The organism is Paraburkholderia steynii, from assembly GCF_900100565.1.
In the GTDB taxonomy this organism is placed as follows: Bacteria; Pseudomonadota; Gammaproteobacteria; order Burkholderiales; family Burkholderiaceae; genus Paraburkholderia; species Paraburkholderia terrae.
Genome location: NZ_FNDI01000026.1, coordinates 1 through 24,234 on the forward strand (window position 1 = coordinate 1; position 24,234 = coordinate 24,234).

Sequence of the window (24,234 nt, forward strand, 5' to 3'; positions counted from 1 at the left end):
TCCCGCCTTCCTCGTTTCCTTCGCGCCACGTTGGCCGCAGCGCGAAAGACCGGAATTCTAGACACTTGCCTGCGCGGTTGCAAGCGGTTTTTTGAGCAATACGATCAGCGGTGTTTAAAGACCGGTTTTCGCTTCTCGACGAAAGCGGCCATCCCTTCTTTCTGGTCTTCCGTTGCGAACAGCGAATGAAACAATCGACGCTCGAAATGCACGCCCTCAGCCAATGTCGTCTCGTAAGCGCGGTTGACCGACTCCTTCACCATCATCACTGCCGGCATCGGAAACTCAGCGATGGTCGCAGCCGCAGCGATTGCCTCGTCGATCAGATTCGCCGCCGGGATCACACGCGACACCAGTCCGGAGCGCTCCGCCTCGGCGGCATCCATGAATCGCGCGGTCAGGCACATATCCATCGCCTTGGCCTTCGACACCGCGCGCGGCAACCGTTGCGTACCGCCGGCTCCAGGCATGACGCCTAGCTTGATTTCCGGCTGACCGAATTTCGCCGTGTCAGCGGCAAGAATTATGTCGCACATCATTGCGAGCTCGCAGCCACCGCCGAGCGCGAAGCCGGCAACGGCCGCAATGATCGGTTTGCGAACTGATCGGACAGCTTCCCAGTTCCGCGTGATGTAGTCACCCTTATATACATCCATATAAGAGTATGTCGACATCATTCCGATGTCCGCGCCCGCCGCAAACGCTTTCTCGCTTCCGGTAATAACAATGGCGCCGATGCCCTCATCCGAATCGAACGCGCGCAGCGCTTCGCCCAGTTCATCCATTAGCGCGTCATTCAGCGCGTTAAGCGCTTTCGGACGGTTCAATGTAATGAGACCGACGCGGCCACGTGTCTCAACCAGAATGTTCTCGAAACCCATGCACTCCTCCTAAGTGTTTACCAGCAGGCGCAAGAGGCTCGCGCTGCATCCCAATAATGCTAACATTCACCAACCAACCGGTCGGTCAATAAATCGACAAGGTTTCTTCTAACGTTCAGTCAGCATCTTGCCCGCCATGACCCACCCACTCTTTACGAAGCACGAAGACACGCTGCAGAAAGCCCTTGCCGCCATTGAAACCCGCGGCTACTGGAGCCCATTCTCTGAAATGCCAAGTCCCAAAGTGTACGGGGAAACCGCGAACGCGGACGGCGAATCGGCGTTCAAGGCTCACCTGAACAAAAAGTTCGAACTCGACCAGCCGAGCACGGGCGAGATCACCGCAGCAGAACAATCGCCTTTCGGTTTCCCGCTCGGAATCCGCTACCCCAAATCAGATCCGGACGCGCTGATTGCAGCTGCAGCCAAAGCCCAACGGAAATGGCGCGAAGCCGGCCCTAAAGCCTGGATCGGCGTGAGCCTCGAGATTCTTACGCGGATCAATCGGCTGAGTTTCGAGATCGGCTACAGCGTGATGCACACCACTGGTCAGGCATTCATGATGGCCTTTCAGGCGGGCGGTCCGCATGCGCAGGATCGCGCGCTCGAAGCCGTCACCTATGCGTGGGACCAGTTGCGCCGAATTCCCGCCGACGCTCATTGGGAAAAGCCGCAGGGTAAGAATCCGCCGCTCGCGATGCAGAAGCGCTTCAACATCGTGCCACGCGGCACAGGTCTCGTCCTCGGGTGCTGCACGTTTCCGACGTGGAATGGTTACCCCGGCCTGTTCGCAGACCTGGCAACCGGCAACACGGTCATCGTCAAGCCGCATCCGGGCGCGATCCTGCCGCTTGCGATCACCGTGCGCGTTGCCCGCGACGTGCTGCGTGAAGCCGGTTTCGATCCGAACGTCGTGACCTTGCTTGCGACCGAACCGAACGACGGCGAACTCGTTCAGAACCTCGCGCAGCGCCCGGAAATCAAGCTGATCGACTTCACGGGCAGCACGCAAAACGGCACTTGGCTGGAACGCAACGCACACCAGGCACAAGTGTTCACCGAAAAGGCCGGCGTGAACCAGATCGTGATCGACTCCGTCGACGACCTCAAAGCCGTCGCGCGCAACATCGCTTTCTCGCTGGCACTGTACTCGGGCCAGATGTGTACCGCGCCGCAAAACATCTATGTGCCGCGCGACGGCATTCGCACGGCCGAAGGCACGATCCCCTTCCAGGCCGTTGCCGACGCAATTGCCGGTGCTGTCCAGAAGCTCGGCTCGGACCCGGCTCGCGCTGTAGAACTGCTTGGTGCGATCCAGAACGAAGCCATCGAGCAACGTATCGACGAAGCCCGCAAGCTGGGACACGTTCTCGCGGACAGCCAGTCGCTCGAGCATCCGACGTTCGCGGGCGCCCGCGTACGTACTCCACTGGTGCTGCAACTCGATGCCGCGACGGACGAAGCGAAGTTCACGAAAGAATGGTTCGGCCCGATCTCCTTCGTGATTGCCACGGACTCGACCGCGCAGTCGCTCGAACTTGCCGGCCGCATCGCCGCCGAACATGGCGCGCTCACTCTCTCCGTCTATAGCACGGACGACACGGTGATCGAGGCGGCCACGGAAGCCTCGATTCTTGGCGGCGTCGCGCTCTCTATCAATCTGACGGGCGGCGTTTTCATCAATCAGTCGGCAGCGTTCTCGGACTTCCACGGCACGGGCGCCAACCCCGCTGCAAATGCCGCGCTCGCCGACGCTGCTTTCGTCGCGAATCGCTTCCGCGTTGTTCAAAGCCGGGTTCATGTTGAACCGAAGGCCGTTGCCGCGTAAGTCGGCCGAACGATATAGGACGTTTGACCGACGTTTAGGCCTATAACTTCAGGCTGACTGAAACCGCGTCGAACGTCGAACTAACATGCAGTTCAAGGGCCGGCGCGCATGCCGGTCCGCTCTCTTGCAGGAACCCCGACATGACCGACGCATTCATCTGTGACGCGATTCGCACTCCCTTCGGCCGCTACGGCGGCGCGTTGAAAGACGTCCGTGCCGACGACCTGGGCGCCGTCCCGATCAAGGCACTGATCGAACGGAATCCGGGTGTAAATTGGCGCGCGCTCGACGACGTGATCTACGGCTGTGCCAATCAGGCGGGGGAAGATAACCGGAACGTGGCACGCATGTCGGCGCTGCTCGCCGGCTTGCCAACGGACGCACCCGGCGCCACGCTCAACCGGCTGTGCGGATCGGGCATGGATGCAGTTGGCACGGCAGCCCGCGCGATCAAGGCTGGCGAGGCAAACCTGATGATTGCGGGCGGCGTCGAAAGCATGACGCGAGCTCCGTTCGTGATGGGCAAGGCAAGCTCGGCGTTCTCTCGGCAATCGGAGATTCACGACACGACCATCGGCTGGCGTTTCGTCAACGCACAGATGAAGCGCGACTACGGCGTCGACTCGATGCCCGAGACAGCTGAAAACGTCGCCGTCGACTTCAATATCAGCCGCGCCGACCAGGACGCGTTTGCAATGCGCAGTCAGGAGAAGGCGGCCCGCGCACAACGCGACGGCACACTCGCGCACGAAATCGTGCCCGTCGAAATTCCGCAGAAGAAGGGCGAGCCGATCCGCGTGGCGCTCGACGAGCATCCGCGAGAGACGTCGCTCGAAGCACTCGGCAAACTGAAGGGCGTCGTGCGACCGGATGGCTCGGTGACGGCGGGTAACGCATCCGGCGTCAACGACGGTGCGTGCGCACTTCTTATCGCCAGTGAAGCAGCGGCCGAACAATACGGCTTGCGGCGCCGTGCCCGCGTGATCGGCATGGCAACGGCAGGCGTCGAGCCGCGCATCATGGGCATTGGGCCGGCGCCCGCCACGCAAAAGCTGCTGAAGCAACTCAATATGACGCTCGACCAGTTCGACGTGATCGAGCTCAACGAAGCGTTTGCGTCTCAAGGTCTCGCCGTTCTGCGTCAGCTCGGTTTGCGCGACGACGATCCGCGCGTCAATCCCAACGGCGGCGCGATCGCGCTGGGACATCCGCTCGGTGCATCCGGCGCACGCCTGATTACCACGGCGCTGTACCAACTCGAGCGCACCAACGGACGTTATGCGCTGTGCACGATGTGTATCGGCGTCGGGCAAGGCATCGCGCTTGCCATCGAGCGCGTCTGAGCGCGTCGACTGCCCACATCGTACGGAGACGAGGAGACAAGCAATGACCTATGAAGCGATCGGCGTAGACATCGACGCCGCCACGCGCGTCGCGACCGTGACGCTAAACCGCCCCGACAAGCTGAACAGCTTTACGCGCGCCATGCATCAGGAACTAAGCGCAGCGCTCGACGAAGTAGAAGCCGCCGGCGCACGCGCGCTCGTACTCACGGGTGCCGGCCGCGGCTTCTGCGCCGGCCAGGATCTGGCCGACCTGGATTTCACGCCAGGTGCGATGACCGATCTCGGCGACCTGATCGATCAACACTTCAATCCGCTTATCCGGCGTTTGCAAGCCCTTCCGCTGCCCGTCATCGCCGCCGTCAATGGAACGGCGGCAGGCGCAGGCGCGAATCTCGCGCTCGCCTGCGACCTCGTGCTGGCCGCACGTTCGGCGAGCTTCATCCAGGCCTTCGTGAAGATTGGGCTCGTGCCGGATTCCGGCGGCACGTGGTTCCTGCCGCAACGCGTGGGCATGGCTCGCGCGATGGGACTCGCGATCACGGGCGACAAGCTCAGCGCCGACAAGGCGGAAAGCTGGGGCCTTATCTGGAAGGCCGTGGACGATGCCGAATTGCAGAGCACGGCAACCCAGCTCGCCGCGCAACTCGCGCAGCAACCCACGCGCGCGATCGCAGCCATCAAGCAGGCGATGCGGTCGAGCGCCACGCAAACGCTCGATCAGCAGCTCGATCTCGAACGCGACATGCAGCGCGAACTCGGCGCATCGCATGACTACGCGGAAGGGGTCCGTGCGTTCATCGAAAAACGCGCGCCGCGCTTCGAGGGCCGCTGACATGTCCACGCAACCCAACCTGAGCAACGCGATGACGCCCGACGAACTCGCCCGCGCGACTGCCGAAGCCATGTATGCGAACGACGCCTGCAGCAAGGCGCTCGGCATCGAAATTCTCGAAGTGCGCGCTGGCTACGCACGCCTTCGGATGAGCGTACGGCCGGACTTCCTGAATGGCCATCAGATCTGTCACGGCGGTCTGATGTTCACGCTGGCCGATTCGGCATTCGCGTTCGCGTGCAACTCGTACAACATCAATACCGTCGCGGCGGGCTGCTCGATCGAGTTTCTGCGCCCCGTGCATGGCGGCGACATCCTCACGGCAGAAGCTGTCGAGCAGACATTGAGCGGTCGCAACGGCATCTACGACATTCGCGTTACGAACCGCGCGAATGAAACCGTTGCGATGTTTCGCGGCAAGTCCGCGCAAATCAAAGGCACCGTGATCCCGGTCGACGACTGACAGGGAACATCACCCTCTTACGTAATTGCGTCGCCTTTCGCGCGGCATACTATTCTGAAAGTAAGGAGACATTCAATGACAACCCCGCTCCCGCTCGATCCCATCGAAAAGGCGAGCCGCGACGAACTCGCAGCGCTTCAGCTCGAACGGCTGAAATGGTCGCTCACTCACGCCTATGAGAATTCCCCTGTTTATCGACGCAAGTTCGACGAAGCGGGTGTGCATCCGTCGGAGCTGAAGACGCTGTCCGACCTGTCGCGCTTCCCCTTCACTACGAAAAAGGATCTGCGCGACAACTATCCGTTTGGCCTGTTCGCCGTACCGCAAGATCAGATTTCGCGCATTCATGCGTCATCGGGAACGACGGGCAAGCCGACCGTGGTCGGCTATACCGCGCGCGATATCGATACCTGGGCGAACCTCGTCGCACGTTCGATCCGTGCGGCAGGCGCGCGACGCGGCGACAAGGTCCACGTGAGCTACGGCTATGGCCTCTTCACGGGCGGTCTCGGCGCGCACTACGGCGCGGAACGCGCGGGCCTCACGGTCATTCCGTTCGGCGGCGGTCAGACCGAAAAGCAGGTTCAGCTGATTCAGGACTTCCGTCCCGACATCATCATGGTGACGCCTAGCTACATGCTGTCGATCGCCGACGAACTGGAGCGTCAGGGCGTCGATCCCAAGACGTGCTCGCTGCGCATCGGCATCTTTGGCGCGGAGCCCTGGACCAACGACATGCGCCGCGCGATCGAAGAACGAATGGGCATCGACGCCGTCGACATCTACGGCTTGTCCGAGGTGATGGGTCCGGGCGTGGCGTCCGAATGCGTGGAAACCAAAGACGGCCCGACGATCTGGGAAGATCACTTCTACCCCGAGATCATCGATCCCGAAACGGGCGAAGTATTGCCGGACGGCGAACTCGGCGAACTCGTATTCACGTCGCTGACCAAAGAGGCGTTGCCGATCATCCGTTACCGCACGCGGGATCTCACGCGTCTGCTGCCCGGCACCGCGCGCACGATGCGTCGGATGGAAAAAATCACCGGTCGCTCGGACGACATGATGATCATTCGCGGCGTCAACGTGTTCCCGACGCAGATCGAAGAACTGCTGCTGAAACAGCACGCGCTCGCGCCGCATTATCAGATCGTGCTGACGAGAGAAGGCCCGCTCGACGTGATGACGCTGAACATCGAGCCTTGCCCGGAGACCGCGCCGGACACGGCCGCGCTGGACACCGCACGTAAAGCGCTGGCCTATGACATCAAGGCACTGATCGGCGTTACGGCGAACGTGGTGCTGCTCGGCGTGAACGGCATCGAGCGCTCGGTGGGTAAAGCGCGTCGTGTGATCGACAAGCGCAAGGCAGGCGCGTAACGCTCGACACGCAAGGAAATCGAAGAGTACGGGCTTACAAAAGCAAACAGCCCGACGGAAGTGACACAAACCGTCGGGCTGCTTCAGGCTTCAGATCGGGCTATCCCCTGACCTCAGGATCGTGACTCGATATCACGAATTAGGCAGCAGCAGCCACATCCGTCCGCCCTGCTTCATCTTGCCGGCCAGATCGCCCGCTTCGTCGCCGAGTCCCCAGAAGTAGTCGGCACGCACGCCGCCCTTGATCGCCGAACCCGTGTCCTGAGCAAACACCAGACGATTCATCGGTGCATTGGTCATCGGGCGCGTCGTCTGGAGGAAGACGGGCGTGCCGAGCGGGATCGCCGCCGGATCGACGGCAATCGAACGCTCCGGCGTGAGCGGCACGCCAAGCGCGCCGATCGGACCATCGGCGCCGCCGCCGGGCGCAGGCTCGCTCGACGGCATCTCGCGGAAAAACACGAAGCGCGGATTCGTGTCGAGCAGGCCATCGACACGCGTCGGGTTTGCGCGCGCCCACGCCTTGATGCCTTGCATGGTCGCCTGCGACGGCGTCAGTTCACCGCGATCGAGCAACCATCGGCCGATCGACTTGTACGGCTGATTGTTCGTCCCGCCAAAGCCGACGCGCATCACGCTGCCGTCTTCCATCACGATGCGTCCCGAGCCTTGCACCTGCAGGAAGAAAGCCTCGATGGGATCGTCGACCCACACGAGTTCATTGCCGTTCAGCGCGCCCGAGCGCTCGAGCTGCGCACGCGCCGGCATCGCTGAACCTGGGCGGTACGCCGAAGGCCAACGGTACAAGGCCGTCTGATACACGCCTTGACGCACGCGTGAACCACGCAGCAGCGGCTCGTAGTAGCCTGTCACGAGTCCGTCGAGCGTGCCGTCGGTGTTCGAGAACTGGAACGGCGTGAAGTAGGTTTCGAAGAAAGTGCGCGCGCTCGCCACGTCCAGGTCGTCAAGCATCAGCGCGGCCGCGCAGGCGCGCCGCCATGTCGGCTGACTGGCGAGGCGCACGCAGTTCTGGCGCAGCGCCGCAGCCGCGCCGATCAGTGAATCGTCCTGCCAGCCCGGCACCTGTCGCCACGCGACAGGCGTCAGCCGCTGGGCGGCGATCTGGCCGGGTATGATCGCGGCGCCTGTCGGCGGTGAAACGGATGGCCGCACCGCGCCGCCGCCCCCGCACGACGCAAGCAATACGGCAAGCGACAGCGCCCCCGCCCAGGCCGCGGCCCGGCGGGCAAAACGCATACAATGATTGTTCTCGATGGAAACTGCCATGTCTGATCTGCTCGACGAATATCCGATGCTCATCTTCGCGCTGGAGTCGCTCCTGGCGCTTTCCCTGCTGATTTTCATCGTGGTGTGGACAGCGTCCGGCAAGAAAAAGAATGCCGCACGCCAGAAGCAGGACGCAAAACAGGTCCCGCCGCAGCAGCAGCCGCGTCGCTGACTGACAGCGCGCGGCGTCTCATGTTCAACGCGCGCTCAATGCAGCGTGCGCGGCATCCGCAGAACGAATTCCGGCACGGGCGCGTCCCAGCGCTCACCGTCCTCCGCCACGCAAAAATACTCGCCGCGCATCGTTCCCACGGGTGTCGCGATCACCGCGTAGCTGGTGTACTCGAACTGCTCGCCCGGCTTCAGCAACGGCTGATGCCCGACCACACCGAGGCCTTTCACTTCCTGAACACGGTTTTCGCTATCCGTAATGACCCAGTGTCGCGCGATCAGTTGCGCGGCGACCTGGCCTGTATTGCGGATGGTGAGCGTGTAGGCGAAAGCGTATTTCCGATGCTCCGGGTCCGACTCCTCGGCGATGTACCGGACCTGGGAGGACACGCTGAATTCGTACTGGCTCATGCTGATTCCGATGGTGAGCCAAGCGCGCAATCGATCCGCGCAAGGCTGTGTGCAGGCGGCTCGGCGCGACTAGCGGCGCGCCGGCACAGGCGTTGACATGGTTTGGCATTCTGCTTGATGCAGCGCGGGCCCGCAACCGCACCGGCCAGCCGGACAAGACTCCAGAACATGATGAAAGCCATGCCGCGCCAAAGGCCGCGGCGCGTCGGCCGGCGCTAAAATAGCGGTTTTCCGTCTCCCGCCCCATCCCACGCCATGACTCAATTCCGTATCGCTCCCAGCATTCTGTCCGCCGACTTCGCGCGGCTCGGCGAAGAAGTCCGCAACGTCGTCGCCGCGGGCGCCGACTGGATTCACTTCGACGTGATGGACAACCACTACGTGCCGAACCTGACGATTGGCCCGCTCGTGTGCGAGGCGATCCGCCCGCACGTGCAGGTGCCCATCGACGTGCATCTGATGGTACGCCCCGTCGACCGCATCGTGCCGGACTTCGCGAAGGCCGGCGCGAATGTGATCAGCTTTCACCCGGAAGGCTCGGATCACATCGACCGCACGCTGTCGCTGATCCGCGACCACGGCTGCAAGGCGGGCCTCGTGTTCAATCCCGCAACGTCGCTGAATTATCTCGATCACGTGATGGACAAGGTGGATCTCGTGCTGATCATGTCAGTGAATCCGGGCTTCGGCGGGCAGTCGTTCATTCCCGAAGCGCTGAACAAGCTGCGCGAAGCACGCGCAAAAATCGACGCGTACAAGGAAAAGACCGGCCGCGAGATTCATCTTGAAGTCGACGGTGGCGTGAAGGTCGACAACATCGCGGAAATTGCGGCGGCGGGCGCGGATACCTTCGTGGCCGGCTCGGCGATCTTCGGCCACCCGGACTACAAGACGATCATCGACAAGATGCGCGGCGCGCTGGCATCGGTTGAGCGCTGATATGGACACGACGCCTCGTTACCCCGCTCCCGCCTTCACGGCCGGGAAGATTCGCGCGGCGATCGTCGATCTCGACGGCACGATGGTCGATACCGCCGACGACTTCACCGCGTCCCTGAACGGCATGCTCGCCCAGTTCGACGCGGAAGAAACCTCGCGCGAAGAGGTGATGGACTACGTCGGCAAGGGCTCCGAGCATCTGATTCGCAGCGTGCTCGCGCCGCGCTTCGAAGCCGAGTTGGCGCAGTCGCGCTTCGACGAGGCGCTCGCGATCTACCAGGAGGAGTACGCGAAGATCAACGGTCTGCACACGCGGCTCTATCCCGACGTCGAGGCGGGCTTGATCGCGTTGCGCGACGCGGGTCTCGTGCTCGCGTGCGTGACCAACAAGCCGCATCGTTTCGCGACCCAGTTGCTCGAGCATCACGGGTTGCTGCGCTACTTCGGTATCGTGCTGGGCGGCGACAGCGTCGCGGCGAAAAAGCCCGATCCGTTGCCCATGCTCACCGCCTGCAAAGCCCTCGGCGTGTCGCCCGAAGAAGCCGTCGCGATCGGCGATTCGCAGAACGATGCGTTCGCGGGCCGCGCCGCCGGCATGGCGACGCTGACCGTCCCGTATGGCTACAATCATGGCGAATCTGTTCAAACCATAAAATCCGATGGTATAGTTGTGTCGCTGTTGGGCGCCGCCAAGGCGATCGCAGCACACAATGCAGTACAATAAGCGTCAACCCAAGCAGCACCCAATCACTGACTTAACCAAAGTCTTCTCTCATGTTTCTGAATAAAAAACGGAGTCTGAGCACGATCGACCGGGGAGCCTGGCCCTGGCGTCGCTGGTCGCGCTGATACCTCGCCCGAGGTACGCTGAAGCTCGTCTTTGGCACCCGTTTTTTACTTCGCTGCGCTCACGCGCTTTTCCGAAACGCCGGTTTGACCGGCACGCAACCGCTGCAATGAGTTTCAGCTAGCCGTCGTGTACCTTGCGTACTATCGTCGTGCTGTGAAGCCGTGCATGCGTTCGGGAAAGCGCGCGCCGGTCTCCCAACCTGTGACGAGCACATTCGACCGGTAACGCAGCCCCCGCTTTGTCCGACGCTAGCAGCGCACGGACGCACGAACAGGATCGGAACATGACCGAACTCGAATTTCAGTCCCTCGCGAACGAGGGCTTCAATCGCATCCCGCTGATCGCCGAAGCGCTGGCCGACCTCGAAACGCCGCTCTCGCTGTACCTGAAGCTCGCGCAAACCGAGCGCAACGGCGCGAACTCGTTTCTGCTCGAATCGGTGGTGGGCGGCGAACGCTTTGGCCGCTACTCGTTCATCGGCCTGCCGGCGCGCACGCTGATCCGCACGCGTAACGGCGTGACGGAAGTCGTGAAAGACGGCAAGGTCGTCGAGACGCACGAGAGTGACCCGCTCGAATTCATCCAGCAGTTCCAGAGCCGCTTCAAGGTCGCGCTGCGTCCGGGCCTGCCGCGTTTCGCGGGCGGTCTTGCCGGCTACTTCGGCTACGACGCCGTGCGCTACATCGAAAAGAAGCTCGCGCACACGGCCCCGCCCGACGACCTGAACCTGCCCGACATTCAACTGCTGCTGACGGAAGAAGTCGCCGTCATCGACAACCTCGCGGGCAAGCTGTACCTCGTGATCTACGCCGATCCGACGACGCCCGAAGCGTACACACGCGCCAAGCAGCGTCTGCGCGAACTGAAGCAGCGGCTGCGCACGACGGTGCAGCCGCCTGTCACGTCGGCGAGTGTGCGTACCGAAATTTTCCGCGAGTTCAAGAAGGACGATTACCTCGCCGCCGTGCGCAAGGCGAAGGAATACATCGCGGCAGGCGAACTGATGCAGGTGCAGGTCGGCCAGCGTCTGACGAAACCGTATCGCGACAATCCGCTGTCGCTTTACCGCGCGCTGCGTTCGCTGAATCCGTCGCCGTACATGTACTACTACAACTTCGGCGAATTCCATGTGGTCGGCGCGTCGCCGGAAATTCTGGTACGTCAGGAAAAGCGCAACGAAGACCGCATCGTCACGATCCGTCCTCTGGCAGGCACACGTCCGCGCGGCAACACGCCCGAGCGTGACGCCGAACTCGCCACCGAACTGCTGAACGATCCGAAGGAAGTCGCCGAGCACGTGATGCTGATCGACCTCGCGCGCAACGACGTGGGCCGTATCGCGGAGATCGGTTCGGTGTCGGTGACCGACAAGATGGTGATCGAAAAGTACTCGCACGTGCAGCACATCGTCAGCTCTGTCGAGGGCACCCTGAAGCCCGGCATGACCAATTTCGACGTGCTGCGCGCGACGTTCCCGGCGGGCACGCTGTCGGGCGCGCCGAAGGTTCGCGCGATGGAACTGATCGACGAACTCGAACCCGTGAAGCGCGGCCTCTACGGCGGCGCAGTCGGCTACCTGTCGTTCACGGGCGAGATGGACCTCGCGATCACGATCCGCACGGGCGTGATCTGCAACGGCAATCTGTATGTGCAGGCGGCAGCGGGCGTGGTCGCCGACTCGGTGCCCGAATCCGAATGGCAAGAGACCGAGAACAAGGCACGCGCTGTGATGCGCGCCGCCGAGCAGGTGCAAGACGGCCTCGATAGCGATTTCTGACGGGAGACAGACCATGCTGCTGATGATCGACAACTACGACTCGTTCACCTATAACCTGGTCCAGTACTTCGGCGAACTCGGCGAAGACGTGCGGACCTATCGCAACGACGAAATCACCCTCGACGAAATCGCGAAGCTCAACCCCGAGCGCATTTGCCTTTCACCGGGACCGAGCAATCCACAACACGCGGGCATCACGCTCGACGTGCTGCGCGAATTTTCTGGCAAGTACCCGATTCTCGGCGTGTGCCTTGGCCATCAGGCGATCGGCGAAGCGTTCGGCGGCCGTGTGGTGCGCGCGCAGACCATCATGCACGGCAAGGTGAGCCAGATCGAAACCGACTGCAAAGGCGTATTCGCCGACCTGCCGAAGCACTTCACCGTCACGCGTTATCACTCGCTCGCGATCGAGCGCGAATCGCTGCCGGATTGCCTCGAAGTATCCGCATGGACCGACGACGGCGAAATCATGGGCGTGCGTCACAAGACGCTGCCTGTCGAAGGCGTGCAGTTCCACCCGGAATCGATCCTGTCGGAACACGGCCACGCGTTGCTCGAAAACTTCGTGAAGCAGTCGAAGGCCGTGGCGCGCAGCGCTTAACAAGGAGACGTCAAAATGATTTCGGCCCAGGAAGCGCTGCAACGCACGATCGAGCATCGCGAGATTTTCCACGACGAGATGCTGCACCTGATGCGTCTCATCATGCGCGGCGACATGTCGCCCGTGATGGCGGCCGCGATCATCACGGGGCTGCGCGTCAAAAAAGAGACCATCGGCGAGATCACCGCGGCCGCCACGGTGATGCGTGAGTTCGCCCGTCACGTTGAAGTGCAGGACAACTCGAACTTCGTCGATATCGTGGGCACGGGCGGCGACGGATCGCACACGTTCAACATCTCGACGGCGACGATGTTCGTGACGGCGGCGGCTGGCGCGAAGGTCGCGAAGCACGGCAATCGCGGCGTGTCGAGCAAATCGGGCAGCGCGGACGTGCTCGAAGCGCTCGGCGTCAATATCGATCTGCAGCCGGAACAGGTGGCCGCATCGATCGCCGAAACGGGCATGGGCTTCATGTTCGCGCCGAACCATCACCCGGCGATGAAGAACATCGCGCCCGTACGCCGAGAACTCGGCGTGCGCACCATCTTCAACATTCTCGGTCCGCTGACGAACCCCGCCGGCGCGCCGAACCAGTTGCAGGGCGTGTTTCACCCGGATCTCGTCGGCATTCAGGTTCGCGTAATGGAGCGTCTGGGCGCAAACCACGTGCTCGTCGTGTATGGTATGGACGGCATGGATGAAGTGTCGCTCGGCGGCGCGACGCTGGTCGGCGAATTGCGCGACGGCAAGGTGACCGAGTACGAGATTCACCCCGAGGACTTCGGCATGCAGATGGTGTCGAACCGCACGCTGAAAGTCGCGGACGCGACGGAATCGAAAGTGTTGCTGCTCGAAGCGCTCGACAACAAGCCGGGCGTCGCGCGCGAAATCGTCACGCTGAACGCGGGCACCGCGCTGTACGCGGCGAACGTCGTGGAGTCGATCGCAGACGGCCTGCAACTGGCCCGCGAAGCGATCGCGAGCGGCAAGGCGCGCGCGAAGGTCGACGACCTGGTCCGCTTCACGCAACAGTTCAAGAAATAAACGGGATTCACATGAGCGATATTCTCGACCGCATCATCGACGTCAAGCGCGAAGAAGTGCGCGCCGCGCAGCAAAGCGCGCCGCTCGAAGAGTTGCGCCTGCAGGCATCGTCGCGCGATCTGCGCGATTTCGTCGGCGCGATTCGCGCAAAGCATGAGGCGGGTCTCGCGGCCGTGATCGCCGAGGTCAAGAAGGCGAGCCCGTCGAAAGGCGTGCTGCGCGACAACTTCGTACCGGCGGACATCGCGCGTTCGTACGCGAAGCACGGCGCGGCGTGTCTGTCCGTGCTGACCGACGTGCAGTTCTTCCAGGGCAGCGCGAAGTATCTGGAAGAAGCGCGCGCGGCGTGCGATCTGCCCGTTCTGCGCAAGGATTTCATCGTCGATCCGTATCAGATCCTCGAAGCGCGCGCGATGGGCGCCGACGCGATCCTGCTGATCGTCGCGGCACTCGAACTCTCGCAGATGCAGGACCTCGAAGCGTACGCGCATTCGCTCGGCCTCGCGGTGCTGGTCGAGGTTCACGACAAGGACGAACTGGTCAGCGCGCTGACGCTGAAGACGCCGCTGATGGGCGTGAACAACCGCAATCTGCGCACGTTCGAAACGTCGATCGACACCACGCTCGGCCTGCTGGACATGATGCCGGACGACCGCATCGTCGTGACCGAGTCGGGCATCATGTCACGCGGCGACGTCGAGCGGATGCGCGCGATGGACGTGAACTCGTTCCTCGTCGGCGAAGCGTTCATGCGCGCCGAAGAACCGGGCGCGGAGCTTGCGCGGATGTTCTTCTGATTCTCACCACGTTACAGAGCGAGCCGCGCGATGGGCATGGAACACGAGATCAAGCTGTCGCTGCCGACCGGTCAGGTCGGCGCTGCGACGCAATGGTTGATTCAACGCGCCGGTGGCAAGGGCCGCACGATCACGCTCGAAAACAGCTATTACGACACACCGTCGCTGACGCTCGCGCGCGCGAAAAGCGCGGTGCGCGTGCGCCGCACGCCGGACGGCTGGCTGCAGACGTACAAGACGGTCGGCACGTCGAGTGGCGGCTTGCACAGCCGGCACGAGTGGGAAATGCCCATCAAGGGCAACGCGCTCGAGATCGACGCGCTGCTCGCAGCCTGTGACGACGAACCGTCGAAGGAAGCGTTGCGCAGCGCGCGTGATGACCTGATTCCGCTGTTCAGCACCAATTTCTCGCGGACCAGCTGGCACGTGCGCATCGAAGGTGCCGATGTCGAGGCGGCCATCGACCAGGGCGAGGTTGTCGCGGTCGTACACGGCGAAACGCGCCGCGCGCCAATCTGCGAGATCGAACTGGAACTGAAGCACGGTGACGCGGGGGCGCTGAACGCGTTGTCGGCGGAAATCGCGCAGGCCGTGCATGGCTTGCGTCCCGATGACGTGAGCAAGGCGCAGCGCGGTTATCGTCTGCGCGAGGGCGGCTCGCAATAAGCGGCGAAAGCAGCAAATAAGCAAGCAAGCGCGCGGAACCTTGAGCGCGCCCGCGTTTGCTGCCACACTAGCCCGCCATGAATTCCGCAAAACGCTCCCGCACCCCGCCGACGCAGCCGTCGCTCTTCACCGACGACGACACCCGCGCCACCGCACCCTCGCCCGCCACAGAGATTCAAACGCTCGAAGCGCAATTCGAAGCCCTGCCGCCCGCTTGGCGCGCGCACCTCAAACCGTTTATCGATAGCGACACGTACGCGCCGCTGTGCCAGTTCGTCGATGGCGAACGCGCGTCCGGCAAGACCGTCTATCCCGCCGACGTATTCCGCGCGCTGCGACTCACGAGTCCCGACGACGTCAAGGTCGTGATTCTCGGCCAGGACCCGTATCACGGCGAAGACCGTGGCACGCCGCAGGCGCACGGCCTCGCGTTTTCAGTGCCGCCTTCGGTGCGGCCGCCGCCGTCGTTGCGCAACATCTTCAAGGAAATCGCCGCGAGCCTCGGCCATGAGGCGCCGCAGCACGGCTGTCTCGATGCGTGGGCGCGACAAGGCGTGCTGTTGCTCAACACGGTGCTGACCGTCGAACGCGATCGCGCTGCAAGTCACGCGAAGCGCGGATGGGAAAAATGCACCGACACGCTCATCCACGAACTCGCGATGCGTCACGATGGGCTCGTCTTCATGCTGTGGGGCGCGCACGCGCAGGCCAAACGCGCGCTGCTCGGTGGCAAGTCGCATTGCGTGCTGGAAGCGCCGCACCCCTCGCCGCTTTCGGCGCATCGCGGGTTTCTCGGCTGCCGGCATTTCGCGCTCGCCAACGAATTTCTCGAAGCGCATGGCCGTCAGACGATCGACTGGCGTTTGCCGGAAACGGGAGAAGTGTTCGCCTGAAGCGCACCGCATCCGCCGAAAACCCAAAAAAGAAAACGCCACGGAATTGTGTTCCGTGGCGTTTTCTTTTGCCGTCGCGATACGGGCGATCACCGTATCGGAAGAGCAAGCGGCAAGCCGGATGGCTCACCGCATAACCGTTTCAGACAGCTCAGGCAGCAGCGATCGCTTCGCGCGCGCCGGCGAGTGCCGCGGTCGCTGCGTCCGGGCCCATGTTCAGGCCTTCCGCGTAGATGAAGTTCACGTCGGTCATGCCGAGGAAGCCGAGGAACGTCGTCATGTAAGGCGTCTGCGTGTCGCCCGGCGTGCCGACGTACTTGCCGCCGCGTGCCGATACCACGAACACCTTCTTGCCCGTCACGAGACCTTCCGGACCGTTCGCGCCGTACTTGAACGTGATGCCAGCGCGTGCGATGAAGTCGAAGTACGTCTTCAGTTGCGACGAGATACCGAAGTTGTACAGCGGCGCGCCGATCACGACGATGTCGGCGGCTTGCAGTTCGGCGATCAGCGCTTCGCTGCGGGCTGCGATGGCTTGCTGCTCAGCCGTGCGTTGTTCGGCGGGCGTGAAGAACGCGCCGAGGATCGCGTCGTCGAGGTGCGGCAGTGCGTCTTCGTGCAGATTGCGGACGACGACTTGCGCGCCCGGATTCGATTGTTGCAGCTTCGCCGTCAGTTCGTTTGCCAGCAGCGTCGATTGAGCGCCTTGCGAGCGAGCCGACGAGTTGATTTGCAGGATCGTGGTCATCTGTGACTCCAGTGAGGGGCGCGCTGTGTTGCGCGAGTGGAGCCATTGTGTTTTTTTACCCGCCCGGGAAAAAGTAGCGCGGCGGCGACGGATTGTTGCAACGATAGAACAATCCGCCGCCGGGATCTTGCCGCGCAGACGGTTCGGCGACCGCTTACTTGCCGCCCAGCCAGCGTTTGCGCGCCGTTACAGCCGCCGCGCGTTTGTCGTTCGCGGTGAGTTTGTAGCGCGAGACTTCCGGTCCGTCCAGCTTGACCTGCGCGACGCGCAGCTCGTCGCGCCGGAACGCATGCACCTCGACCTTCGCGCCGGGCTGGTAGCGCGACAGCAGCGCGTCGAGATTCGAGCCCGTCACGCGCAAGCCGTCGACGGCAATCAGCACGTCGCCCGCCGACAGGCCGGCCTTCTGCGCCGCGCTTCCGTCATGAATGGCCGCCACCGTGCAGTCCGCGCCGCCGCGCAGGCGCGCGCCGAGCGACGGCTTGCCCTTCGGATCGACGTCCGCTTCGAGTGTCACGCCGAACGGCGCCAACAGCGTGTCGAGCGGCAGATCGCTCGTGCCGCGCACGCCTTCCGCGAAAAGCTCTGACAGGTCCGCACCCGTAGCCTCGGCAAACAGCGCCTCGACGTCGGTTTCCTCGATGCCCTGACTCTTGCCCTTGAAGAAGTCGCGTCCGTAGCGCTGCCACAGCAGGCGCATCACGTCGTCGAGCGATTTGCGGTTCTGCGTTTGCGCGCGAATCGTCAGATCGAACGCGAGCGCGACCAGCGAGCCCTTTGTGTAATAGCTGACGATCGCGTTCGCCGCGTTTTCGTCCTGACGGTAGTACTTGACCCACGCGTCGAACGAGCTTTCGGCGACCGTCTGCTTCAGGCGCCCGCTGCCGCGCAGCACGCCGCCGATCGTCTTGCCGAGCAACGTGAAGTAGTCGGTATCCTTGATCAGGCCGCTGCGCACGAGCACCAGGTCGTCGTAGTAAGACGTGAAGCCCTCGAACAGCCACAGCAGCGACGTGTAATTTTCCTGCGTCAGATCGTACGGCGCGAACACGGCGGGCTTGATGCGCTTCACGTTCCACGTGTGGAAGTATTCGTGGCTGCACAGGCCGAGATACGTGCGATAGCCGTCCGTCGTCTCGTCCCGGCCTTCGACGGGCAAATCCGCGCGATTGCAGATCAGCGCCGTCGATGCGCGATGCTCCAGACCGCCGTAGCCATCGGTGACGGCTTGCGTCATGAAGACGTAGCGGTCCATCGGCGCCTTTTTCGAGCGCGGCTCGAAGAGCGCGATCTGCGCTTCGCACACGCGCTTCAGATCCGCCGACAGCCGCGCCATGTCCAAACCGATCACGCGTCCGGCGATCACGATGTCGTGCGGCACGCCGTGCGCCTTGAACGTCGCGAGTTCGAATTCACCGAGCGTAACGGGATGGTCGATCAGCTCGTCGTAGTTCTGCGCGCTGTACTCGCCGAAGCCGTAGCGCTTCGTGCCGCGCCCTTCCGTCAGTGCCGTTGCGACGCGCCAGTTGCGGAACTGCGGACCGGCCGGCTTCTGAATATCGACGACGCACGGCGCATCCTCGAACCCGAGCGGCGACAGAAACACGCTTGTGCCATTGAAGAAGCCCGTCGTGTCGTCGAGATGCGCGGCGCGCACCGACAGGTCCCATGCGTAGACCTCGTAGCGCAGCGTCAGCGCGCCCTTGACGGGCGCCGCCTGCCACGAGTGCTTGTCGGTCTTTTCGAGCCGCACCTTGCGGCCCGCGTCGTTGAACGCGCGCAGCGTGACGATGTTGCGCGCGAACTCGCGGACCATGTAGCTGCCGGGAATCCACACGGGCAGCATGAAGCGCTGGCCCGACGGATCGGGCTCGGCGACGGTCACGGTCACTTCGAAGAGATGGGCGGCGGGTTGCTTCGGAACGATGGTGTAGCGGATCGGCTTCATCGGCGCTCGTGTGTGGAAACTGGTGAAGAAAACGACAGGAGGCGCCGCGCGCCTCCTTTCAAACAGATTCAGACGATGCGCGCAGTTCAGCGCACCGACGACAACGCCTTGTCCAGCTGGTCCGCCGGCACGGCGCCCGGCAGGCGACGTCCGTCCGCGAGAAACACGGTCGGCGTGCCGCTCACGTTCATCGACTGTCCGAGCACGAGGTTCTTGTCGATCGCGGCCGTGTCGCAGGTGCCGGGCGCGGTCGGCGCGCGGTGATCCTGCATCCAGGCTTCCCATGCCTTCGCGCGGTCGGAGGAACACCAGATCGACTTCGACTTCACCGTCGAATCCGGCGACAGGACCGGGTACAGGAACGTGTAAACAGTGATGTTATCCATCGACTTCAGTGTCGTTTCGAGCTGCTTGCAGTACGGGCAGTTCGGATCGGAGAACACGGCGATCTTGCGGCTGCCGTTGCCCTTCACCACTTTCACCGCGTTCGCGAACGGCAGGCTCGCGAAATCGATGCGGTTGGTTTCGGACAGGCGCGCTTCCGTCAGATTCTGGCGCGTCTTCGCGTCAATCATGTCGCCGAGAATCAGATGGTCGCCCGTCGCGTCGCTATAGACGATCTGCGAGCCGAGGTTCACCTCATAAAGCCCGTCGATCGGCGACTTGGACACGCTTTTGATCGTCGCTTCGCTCAGACGCGATTGCAGCGTCGACTTGAGCTTGTCGGTGGTCTGGTCGGCCTGCGCCGAACAGCCGAGGCCGATGGTCGCGACGGCCAGCGCCAGCGCGGCGATGCGGATACGTTTCTTCATGCTGCTGCTCCTGATTCGGTTCGGCGCGCGGCCCGTTTGCCGCTCGTCTGCGCCTGTGTTCAAGTTCCGCGCGGGTTTCCGGGTGTGTGCCGGAATGTTCCCTGTTGCATCGATGCGTGTGGGGTGCATCAGGCAGTGCTGCGCAGATGGTATGCCTTGCGTTCAATCCTGTCAGATCGCGCGCGCCGCCGTGCCGTTCCATCTGCCGCGCGGCTGGCGCATTGATTGTTCAGCCCAGCGCCGCCGAGACCAGCCAGCGCTTGACCAGCGGCTGCGCGCCGACGAATGCCATGCCCGTGTTGCGAACCGCGCGCGCAATATTGCCCGGCAGCCCGAACAGCTTCTGCAGGCCGTCGGTGGCGATGGTCAGCGCGCGGATGTCTTCGCTGCGCGAGCGTTCGTACCGGCGCAACAACACCGTGTCGCCGATATCGCGGAACGCCTCTTTCTTCACGATCACGTCCACCAGCGACGCCACGTCGCGCAAGCCCAGATTCATGCCCTGCCCTGCGAGCGGATGGATCAGGTGCGCGGCATCGCCGACCAGCGCGACGCGCGGCGCGACCAGCCGGTCGACGGTTTGCAGCGCAAGCGGAAAGCCTTGCGCGGGCGTCACGCATTCGAGTGTGCCGAGCGCGCCCATCGTCGCGCGTTCGACTTCCGCCGCGAGTTGCGCCGGATCGAGTTTGACGAGCGTGTTCGCATGATCGGTCATCGCCGACCAGACCAGCGACACGTGCCCATCCGGCAGCGGCAGCAGCGCGATGATCTCGCCGTCGCGGAACCACTGATACGCTGTCTCGCTGTGCGGCCGCCCGGCCTTGAAGTTCGCGACGACGCCCGTCTGCCGGTAGTCGCGCCGGTTCACCTTCGAGCCGATCTGCGCGCGCACCCACGAATGCGCGCCGTCCGCGCCGACCACGAGATCCGCTTCGAGCACGTTGCCATTGGCGAGACCGATCGTCGCGCCGCCCGTCTTGACATCGAGCCCCTGCGCACGCGTGTCGAGCCACGTGAGGTTGGGCTGGAAGCGCAGCGCGGCATCGAGCGCCTGTTCGATCAGCGACGATTCGGCGATCCATGCGAGTTGGGGCACGGATGCCTGGAACGCCGAGAAATGCAGTTCGGCATGGGCGTCGCCGTAGACGCGCATGTCGTAGACGGGCGCGAGCCGCGAAGCATCGAGCGCCTGCCACACGCGCAAGCGTTCGAGCAGCGCCTGCGAACTCGCGGACAGCGCGTAGACGCGCGAGTCGAATACGGCGTTGGCGGGTAGCGGCTGACAATGCTGCGCGAGCAATGCGACGCGCAGGCCGCTTTGCGTGAGCGCAAGCGCCGCCGTCTTGCCGACGAGCCCGCCGCCGATCACGGCGACGTCGAAGGACTGATGGTGAGCATTCATCCGGGCATTATAGCCGTGAGGGGTGCCGGGGACGGATCGGCGGGACAGGCTTTTGGCGCGGTTTCGGCGTTGTTTGAGCGGAGATTGATGCAGGTCGGGCACAAGTCTCGTCTATTGTGGACTGCATATGCACGCGCTCGCGTAGCGAACGGCGCGCGCCGACGCTTCTCCGCTGCCGCGAGCGCGCCGCCGGACAGGGTTACAATTGCGGTTTTCGGTTATCCGGCACCTTTGGCGCGCGTTTGCAGCGCGGCGGGTGTCTTACGACAGTCCGCCTGTGCCGCGTGTTTTCGGCGCGTGCTTCTGGCACGCACCTGGCGCCAGCGGACTTGCGGGCCGCGGCCAGCATCGCGCCGCGCCACATGTAGCCCGCGCTCCGTTCGCCGAAGCCTGTCACCACCTGATTTTGTAGAGAACCTTCATGAGCCTCAAATGCGGCATCGTCGGCCTGCCTAACGTCGGCAAGTCCACCCTGTTCAATGCGCTGACCAAGGCGGGCATCGCCGCCGAAAACTATCCGTTCTGCACGATCGAGCCGAACGTCGGCGTGGTCGAAGTGCCGGACGCGCGCCTGACGGCGCTCGCCGGCATCGTCAAGCCGGAGCGCATCGTGCCCGCCGTGGTCGAGTTCGTCGACATCGCGGGTCTGGTGGCGGGCGCGAGCAAGGGCGAAGGCCTCGGCAACCAGTTCCTCGCGAATATCCGCGAAACGGATGCGATCACGCACGTCGTGCGCTGCTTCGAAGACGAGAACGTGATTCACGTCGCGGGCAAGGTCGATCCTGTCTCGGATATCGAAGTGATCAACACGGAACTCGCGCTTGCTGACCTGGCGACGGTTGAAAAGGCGCTCACACGCTATGCGAAAGCCGCGAAGTCCGGCAACGACAAGGAAGCGGTGAAGCTCGCTGCGGTGCTGGAAAAGGTTCGCGCGCAACTGGATCAGGCCAAGCCGGTTCGCGGGCTGAATCTGACGGAAGAAGAGCTTCTGCTGATCAGGCCGTTCTGCCTGATTACGGCCAAGCCGGCCATGTACGTCGCGAACGTCAAGGAAGACGGCTTCGAGAACAATCCGCACCTGGACGCGGTGCGCAAGTACGCGGAAACGGAAAATGCGCCCGTGGTCGCCGTGTGCGCGGCGATCGAGGCGGAAATCGCCGATCTCGCCGATGAAGACAAGGAAGTGTTCCTCGCCGACATGGGCATGCACGAGCCGGGTCTGAACCGCGTGATTCGCGCGGGTTTCAAGCTGCTCGGCCTGCAGACGTATTTCACGGCGGGCGTGAAGGAAGTGCGCGCGTGGACGATTCATGTCGGCGATACCGCGCCGCAGGCAGCGGGCGCGATTCACACGGACTTCGAACGCGGCTTCATTCGCGCGCAGACGATCGGCTTTGACGATTACATCGCGTACAAGGGTGAACAAGGCGCGAAGGAAGCGGGCAAGATGCGCGCGGAAGGGAAGGAGTACATCGTGCATGATGGCGACGTGATGAACTTTTTGTTCAACGTCTGACGAGCAATTGTCAAATGCCTCCCCGCCGCTTCGCGCGGGGGCGCAAATTGACCAAAGCCGCGCATCGACGCGGCTTTTTTTTCGCCCTCGTTGCACGCGCACCCATCGATGCTGCGGGTAATCGCCCTTTCTCCGATTATTCTTCCGATGTTAAATTGCCCGTTCGGCACTGAGCCTTACATATAGAAAATTCACCGACGCTTTCCTGTCATCGACCACAACTAGAATCGCGCGACCGCAATCCGCGCTTTCCGTAAAAGAAGGAGACTCTCGATGCATTGCAAGCCGCTCATCCGTTCGCTGTCCGTCGCAGCCGTTCTGTCATTCGGTACCTGGCAAACCGCCTACGCCGCCACTGAAATCCAGTTCTGGCACGCGATGGAAGCCGCCCTCGGCGAACGTCTGAACACGATCGCCAACGACTTCAATGCCTCGCAGAGCGACTACAAGATCGTCCCCGTCTTCAAGGGCACCTACGACCAGACGCTCGCAGCAGGCATCGCGGCGTATCGCAGCGGCAACGCGCCCGCGATCCTGCAGGTCTACGAGGTCGGCACCGCGACGATGATGCAGGCGAAGAAAGCCGTCATTCCCGTCTCCGACGTGTTCAAACAGGCGGGCATGACGCTCGACGAAAAAGCCTTCGTGCCGACCATCGCCAGCTATTACAGCGACTCGAAGACAGGCCACCTGATCTCGATGCCGTTTAACAGTTCGACGCCCGTCCTCTACTACAACAAGGAAGCCTTCAAGAAGGCCGGCCTCGATCCGAACACGCCGCCCAAAACGTGGGCCGAACTGGAGCAGGACGCGCTGAAACTGAAAGCAGCGGGCATGTCGTGCGGCTATTCGTCGGGCTGGCAAAGCTGGATTCAGCTCGAGAACTACAGCGCCTGGCACGGCGCGCCGTTCGCGACGGAGAACAACGGCTTCGACGGCGCCGACGCCAAGCTCGAATTCAACAAGCCGCTGCAGATCGCGCACATCACGTTCCTGCAGAAGATGCAGAAGGAAGGCGCATTCACCTATGTCGGCCGCAAGGACGAACCGGTGTCGAAGTTCTACAGCGGCGACTGCGGGATCATCACGAACTCGTCCGGCTCGCTGGCAACGATCCGCAAGTACGCGAAGTTCGACTTCGGCACGGGCATGATGCCGTACGACGCGAGCGTAAAGGGCGCGCCGCAGAACGCGATCATCGGCGGCGCGAGCCTGTGGGTGCTGTCGGGCAAGGACCCTGCCGAATATAAGGGCGTCGCGAAGTTCCTCGCCTATCTCAGCTCGCCGCCCGTCGCCGCGAAGTGGCATCAGGACACGGGTTATCTGCCCGTCACCACGGCTGCTTATCAGTTGACCCAGCAACAGGGCTTCTACGAGAAGAATCCCGGCAGCGACACGGCGATCAAGCAGATGCTGAACAAGCCGCCTCTGCCGTACACGAAGGGCCTGCGTCTGGGCAACATGCCGCAGATCCGCACGATCATCGACGAAGAACTCGAACAGGTCTGGTCCGACAAGAAGACGCCGAAGGATGCGCTCGATTCGTCGGTGTCGCGCGGCGACGAACTGCTGCGCCGCTTCGAGAAAGCGGGTAGCTGATCCGCAAGACAGGCGCGCTTTCAACGCGTTAGCGTAAAGCGCG

At 63.0% G+C, this 24,234-nt stretch carries 23 protein-coding genes; 16 read left to right on the forward strand and 7 right to left on the reverse strand.

Annotated elements, in window-relative coordinates:
* Positions 1 to 104: 104 nt before the first annotated feature.
* Positions 105 to 881, reverse strand: coding sequence for an enoyl-CoA hydratase (locus BLT65_RS34385; RefSeq protein WP_042315913.1), 777 nt, complete (start codon positions 879 to 881; stop codon positions 105 to 107).
* Positions 882 to 1,017: 136 nt separating this feature from the next.
* On the opposite strand from BLT65_RS34385, the gene paaN reads away from it, so the two are divergent.
* The 5 genes from paaN to paaK all read left to right on the forward strand — a co-directional run bounded on the left by paaN (position 1,018) and on the right by paaK (position 6,730).
* A complete protein-coding gene (paaN, locus tag BLT65_RS34390; protein ID WP_091786711.1) occupies positions 1,018 to 2,709 on the forward strand; it encodes a phenylacetic acid degradation protein PaaN in 1,692 nt (563 codons plus the stop codon).
* 140 nt (positions 2,710 to 2,849) lie between these two features.
* Positions 2,850 to 4,052, forward strand: coding sequence for a 3-oxoadipyl-CoA thiolase (gene pcaF / locus BLT65_RS34395; RefSeq protein ID WP_091786715.1), 1,203 nt, complete (start codon positions 2,850 to 2,852; stop codon positions 4,050 to 4,052).
* Positions 4,053 to 4,095: 43 nt separating this feature from the next.
* Positions 4,096 to 4,887 (forward strand): 2-(1,2-epoxy-1,2-dihydrophenyl)acetyl-CoA isomerase PaaG, encoded by a 792-nt coding sequence (gene paaG / locus BLT65_RS34400; RefSeq protein ID WP_091786719.1) that lies wholly within the window; start codon positions 4,096 to 4,098, stop codon positions 4,885 to 4,887.
* A 1-nt stretch (position 4,888) separates the two neighbouring features.
* A complete protein-coding gene (paaI, locus tag BLT65_RS34405) occupies positions 4,889 to 5,350 on the forward strand; it encodes a hydroxyphenylacetyl-CoA thioesterase PaaI (RefSeq protein ID WP_167306597.1) in 462 nt (153 codons plus the stop codon).
* Between the two features lie 75 nt (positions 5,351 to 5,425).
* Positions 5,426 to 6,730, forward strand: a complete 1,305-nt coding sequence (gene paaK, locus BLT65_RS34410; RefSeq protein WP_091786722.1) for a phenylacetate--CoA ligase PaaK — start codon at positions 5,426 to 5,428, stop codon at positions 6,728 to 6,730.
* A gap of 132 nt (positions 6,731 to 6,862) precedes the next feature.
* On the opposite strand, the gene mltA is transcribed toward paaK, so the two are convergent.
* Positions 6,863 to 8,095: a murein transglycosylase A gene (gene mltA / locus BLT65_RS34415; RefSeq protein ID WP_091786726.1), complete on the reverse strand. Its 1,233-nt coding sequence runs from the start codon at positions 8,093 to 8,095 to the stop codon at positions 6,863 to 6,865.
* Between mltA and BLT65_RS47400 the strand changes: the two genes are divergently transcribed.
* A complete protein-coding gene (locus BLT65_RS47400) occupies positions 8,016 to 8,189 on the forward strand; it encodes a hypothetical protein (protein ID WP_007580649.1) in 174 nt (57 codons plus the stop codon). The genes mltA and BLT65_RS47400 overlap by 80 nt on opposite strands.
* A 35-nt stretch (positions 8,190 to 8,224) precedes the next feature.
* Here BLT65_RS47400 and apaG read toward each other — a convergent pair whose 3' ends face one another.
* Positions 8,225 to 8,599 carry a Co2+/Mg2+ efflux protein ApaG gene (gene apaG, locus BLT65_RS34420; protein ID WP_007580651.1) on the reverse strand — a complete coding sequence of 125 codons (375 nt, stop codon included), beginning with the start codon at positions 8,597 to 8,599 and terminating at the stop codon, positions 8,225 to 8,227.
* A gap of 255 nt (positions 8,600 to 8,854) precedes the next feature.
* Between apaG and rpe the strand changes: the two genes are divergently transcribed.
* The 8 genes from rpe to BLT65_RS34460 all read left to right on the forward strand — a co-directional run bounded on the left by rpe (position 8,855) and on the right by BLT65_RS34460 (position 16,166).
* Positions 8,855 to 9,538, forward strand: coding sequence for a ribulose-phosphate 3-epimerase (rpe, locus tag BLT65_RS34425; RefSeq protein WP_091786729.1), 684 nt, complete (start codon positions 8,855 to 8,857; stop codon positions 9,536 to 9,538).
* Position 9,539: 1 nt separating this feature from the next.
* On the forward strand, positions 9,540 to 10,262 hold the full coding sequence (locus BLT65_RS34430) for a phosphoglycolate phosphatase (RefSeq protein WP_042315899.1): 723 nt from the start codon (positions 9,540 to 9,542) through the stop codon (positions 10,260 to 10,262).
* A 409-nt stretch (positions 10,263 to 10,671) separates the two neighbouring features.
* Complete coding sequence (gene trpE, locus BLT65_RS34435; RefSeq protein ID WP_091786732.1) at positions 10,672 to 12,165, forward strand: anthranilate synthase component I; 1,494 nt, start codon at positions 10,672 to 10,674, stop codon at positions 12,163 to 12,165.
* Between the two features lie 13 nt (positions 12,166 to 12,178).
* Positions 12,179 to 12,766 carry an aminodeoxychorismate/anthranilate synthase component II gene (locus BLT65_RS34440; RefSeq protein WP_035989103.1) on the forward strand — a complete coding sequence of 196 codons (588 nt, stop codon included), beginning with the start codon at positions 12,179 to 12,181 and terminating at the stop codon, positions 12,764 to 12,766.
* Positions 12,767 to 12,781: 15 nt separating this feature from the next.
* Complete coding sequence (trpD, locus tag BLT65_RS34445) at positions 12,782 to 13,810, forward strand: anthranilate phosphoribosyltransferase (protein ID WP_091786735.1); 1,029 nt, start codon at positions 12,782 to 12,784, stop codon at positions 13,808 to 13,810.
* Positions 13,811 to 13,821: 11 nt separating this feature from the next.
* Positions 13,822 to 14,607 carry an indole-3-glycerol phosphate synthase TrpC gene (gene trpC / locus BLT65_RS34450; protein ID WP_091786738.1) on the forward strand — a complete coding sequence of 262 codons (786 nt, stop codon included), beginning with the start codon at positions 13,822 to 13,824 and terminating at the stop codon, positions 14,605 to 14,607.
* Between the two features lie 30 nt (positions 14,608 to 14,637).
* Positions 14,638 to 15,273, forward strand: a complete 636-nt coding sequence (locus tag BLT65_RS34455; RefSeq protein WP_091786741.1) for a CYTH domain-containing protein — start codon at positions 14,638 to 14,640, stop codon at positions 15,271 to 15,273.
* Positions 15,274 to 15,350: 77 nt separating this feature from the next.
* Positions 15,351 to 16,166, forward strand: a complete 816-nt coding sequence (locus BLT65_RS34460; RefSeq protein WP_091786745.1) for a uracil-DNA glycosylase — start codon at positions 15,351 to 15,353, stop codon at positions 16,164 to 16,166.
* A gap of 151 nt (positions 16,167 to 16,317) precedes the next feature.
* On the opposite strand, the gene BLT65_RS34465 is transcribed toward BLT65_RS34460, so the two are convergent.
* The 4 genes from BLT65_RS34465 to BLT65_RS34480 form a co-directional block, all read right to left on the reverse strand.
* Positions 16,318 to 16,914 carry an FMN-dependent NADH-azoreductase gene (locus BLT65_RS34465; RefSeq protein ID WP_042315888.1) on the reverse strand — a complete coding sequence of 199 codons (597 nt, stop codon included), beginning with the start codon at positions 16,912 to 16,914 and terminating at the stop codon, positions 16,318 to 16,320.
* Between the two features lie 154 nt (positions 16,915 to 17,068).
* Positions 17,069 to 18,862, reverse strand: coding sequence for a M61 family metallopeptidase (locus BLT65_RS34470; protein WP_091786748.1), 1,794 nt, complete (start codon positions 18,860 to 18,862; stop codon positions 17,069 to 17,071).
* 86 nt (positions 18,863 to 18,948) lie between these two features.
* The gene (locus BLT65_RS34475) at positions 18,949 to 19,674 is read right to left on the reverse strand and encodes a DsbC family protein (protein WP_007745655.1); all 726 of its coding nucleotides are present in this window, start codon (positions 19,672 to 19,674) and stop codon (positions 18,949 to 18,951) included.
* A gap of 229 nt (positions 19,675 to 19,903) precedes the next feature.
* Positions 19,904 to 21,076 (reverse strand): UbiH/UbiF family hydroxylase, encoded by a 1,173-nt coding sequence (locus tag BLT65_RS34480; protein WP_091786751.1) that lies wholly within the window; start codon positions 21,074 to 21,076, stop codon positions 19,904 to 19,906.
* Positions 21,077 to 21,497: 421 nt separating this feature from the next.
* Here BLT65_RS34480 and ychF point away from each other — a divergent pair, with 421 nt between their 5' ends.
* Positions 21,498 to 22,592 carry a redox-regulated ATPase YchF gene (gene ychF / locus BLT65_RS34485; RefSeq protein WP_042315881.1) on the forward strand — a complete coding sequence of 365 codons (1,095 nt, stop codon included), beginning with the start codon at positions 21,498 to 21,500 and terminating at the stop codon, positions 22,590 to 22,592.
* 273 nt (positions 22,593 to 22,865) lie between these two features.
* Positions 22,866 to 24,191, forward strand: coding sequence for a sn-glycerol-3-phosphate ABC transporter substrate-binding protein UgpB (ugpB, locus tag BLT65_RS34490; protein ID WP_042315879.1), 1,326 nt, complete (start codon positions 22,866 to 22,868; stop codon positions 24,189 to 24,191).
* The last annotated feature ends 43 nt before the right edge of the window (positions 24,192 to 24,234 follow it).

Bases quoted from the DNA above. Each gene is read 5' to 3' on its own strand.
- BLT65_RS34480 (WP_091786751.1), bottom strand. From the start codon at position 21,076: ATGAATGCTCACCATCAGTCCTTCGACGTCGCCGTGATCGGCGGCGGG.
- pcaF (WP_091786715.1), top strand. From the start codon at position 2,850: ATGACCGACGCATTCATCTGTGACGCGATTCGCACTCCCTTCGGCCGC.
- rpe (WP_091786729.1), top strand. From the start codon at position 8,855: ATGACTCAATTCCGTATCGCTCCCAGCATTCTGTCCGCCGACTTCGCG.
- trpD (WP_091786735.1), top strand. From the start codon at position 12,782: ATGATTTCGGCCCAGGAAGCGCTGCAACGCACGATCGAGCATCGCGAG.
- BLT65_RS34455 (WP_091786741.1), top strand. From the start codon at position 14,638: ATGGGCATGGAACACGAGATCAAGCTGTCGCTGCCGACCGGTCAGGTC.
- mltA (WP_091786726.1), bottom strand. From the start codon at position 8,095: ATGAAAATCAGCAGGGAAAGCGCCAGGAGCGACTCCAGCGCGAAGATG.
- BLT65_RS34460 (WP_091786745.1), top strand. From the start codon at position 15,351: ATGAATTCCGCAAAACGCTCCCGCACCCCGCCGACGCAGCCGTCGCTC.
- trpE (WP_091786732.1), top strand. From the start codon at position 10,672: ATGACCGAACTCGAATTTCAGTCCCTCGCGAACGAGGGCTTCAATCGC.
- paaK (WP_091786722.1), top strand. From the start codon at position 5,426: ATGACAACCCCGCTCCCGCTCGATCCCATCGAAAAGGCGAGCCGCGAC.
- paaG (WP_091786719.1), top strand. From the start codon at position 4,096: ATGACCTATGAAGCGATCGGCGTAGACATCGACGCCGCCACGCGCGTC.
- apaG (WP_007580651.1), bottom strand. From the start codon at position 8,599: ATGAGCCAGTACGAATTCAGCGTGTCCTCCCAGGTCCGGTACATCGCC.
- paaI (WP_167306597.1), top strand. From the start codon at position 4,889: ATGTCCACGCAACCCAACCTGAGCAACGCGATGACGCCCGACGAACTC.
- ychF (WP_042315881.1), top strand. From the start codon at position 21,498: ATGAGCCTCAAATGCGGCATCGTCGGCCTGCCTAACGTCGGCAAGTCC.
- BLT65_RS34430 (WP_042315899.1), top strand. From the start codon at position 9,540: ATGGACACGACGCCTCGTTACCCCGCTCCCGCCTTCACGGCCGGGAAG.
- trpC (WP_091786738.1), top strand. From the start codon at position 13,822: ATGAGCGATATTCTCGACCGCATCATCGACGTCAAGCGCGAAGAAGTG.
- BLT65_RS34385 (WP_042315913.1), bottom strand. From the start codon at position 881: ATGGGTTTCGAGAACATTCTGGTTGAGACACGTGGCCGCGTCGGTCTC.
- BLT65_RS34475 (WP_007745655.1), bottom strand. From the start codon at position 19,674: ATGAAGAAACGTATCCGCATCGCCGCGCTGGCGCTGGCCGTCGCGACC.
- paaN (WP_091786711.1), top strand. From the start codon at position 1,018: ATGACCCACCCACTCTTTACGAAGCACGAAGACACGCTGCAGAAAGCC.
- ugpB (WP_042315879.1), top strand. From the start codon at position 22,866: ATGCATTGCAAGCCGCTCATCCGTTCGCTGTCCGTCGCAGCCGTTCTG.
- BLT65_RS34440 (WP_035989103.1), top strand. From the start codon at position 12,179: ATGCTGCTGATGATCGACAACTACGACTCGTTCACCTATAACCTGGTC.
- BLT65_RS34465 (WP_042315888.1), bottom strand. From the start codon at position 16,914: ATGACCACGATCCTGCAAATCAACTCGTCGGCTCGCTCGCAAGGCGCT.
- BLT65_RS34470 (WP_091786748.1), bottom strand. From the start codon at position 18,862: ATGAAGCCGATCCGCTACACCATCGTTCCGAAGCAACCCGCCGCCCAT.
- BLT65_RS47400 (WP_007580649.1), top strand. From the start codon at position 8,016: ATGTCTGATCTGCTCGACGAATATCCGATGCTCATCTTCGCGCTGGAG.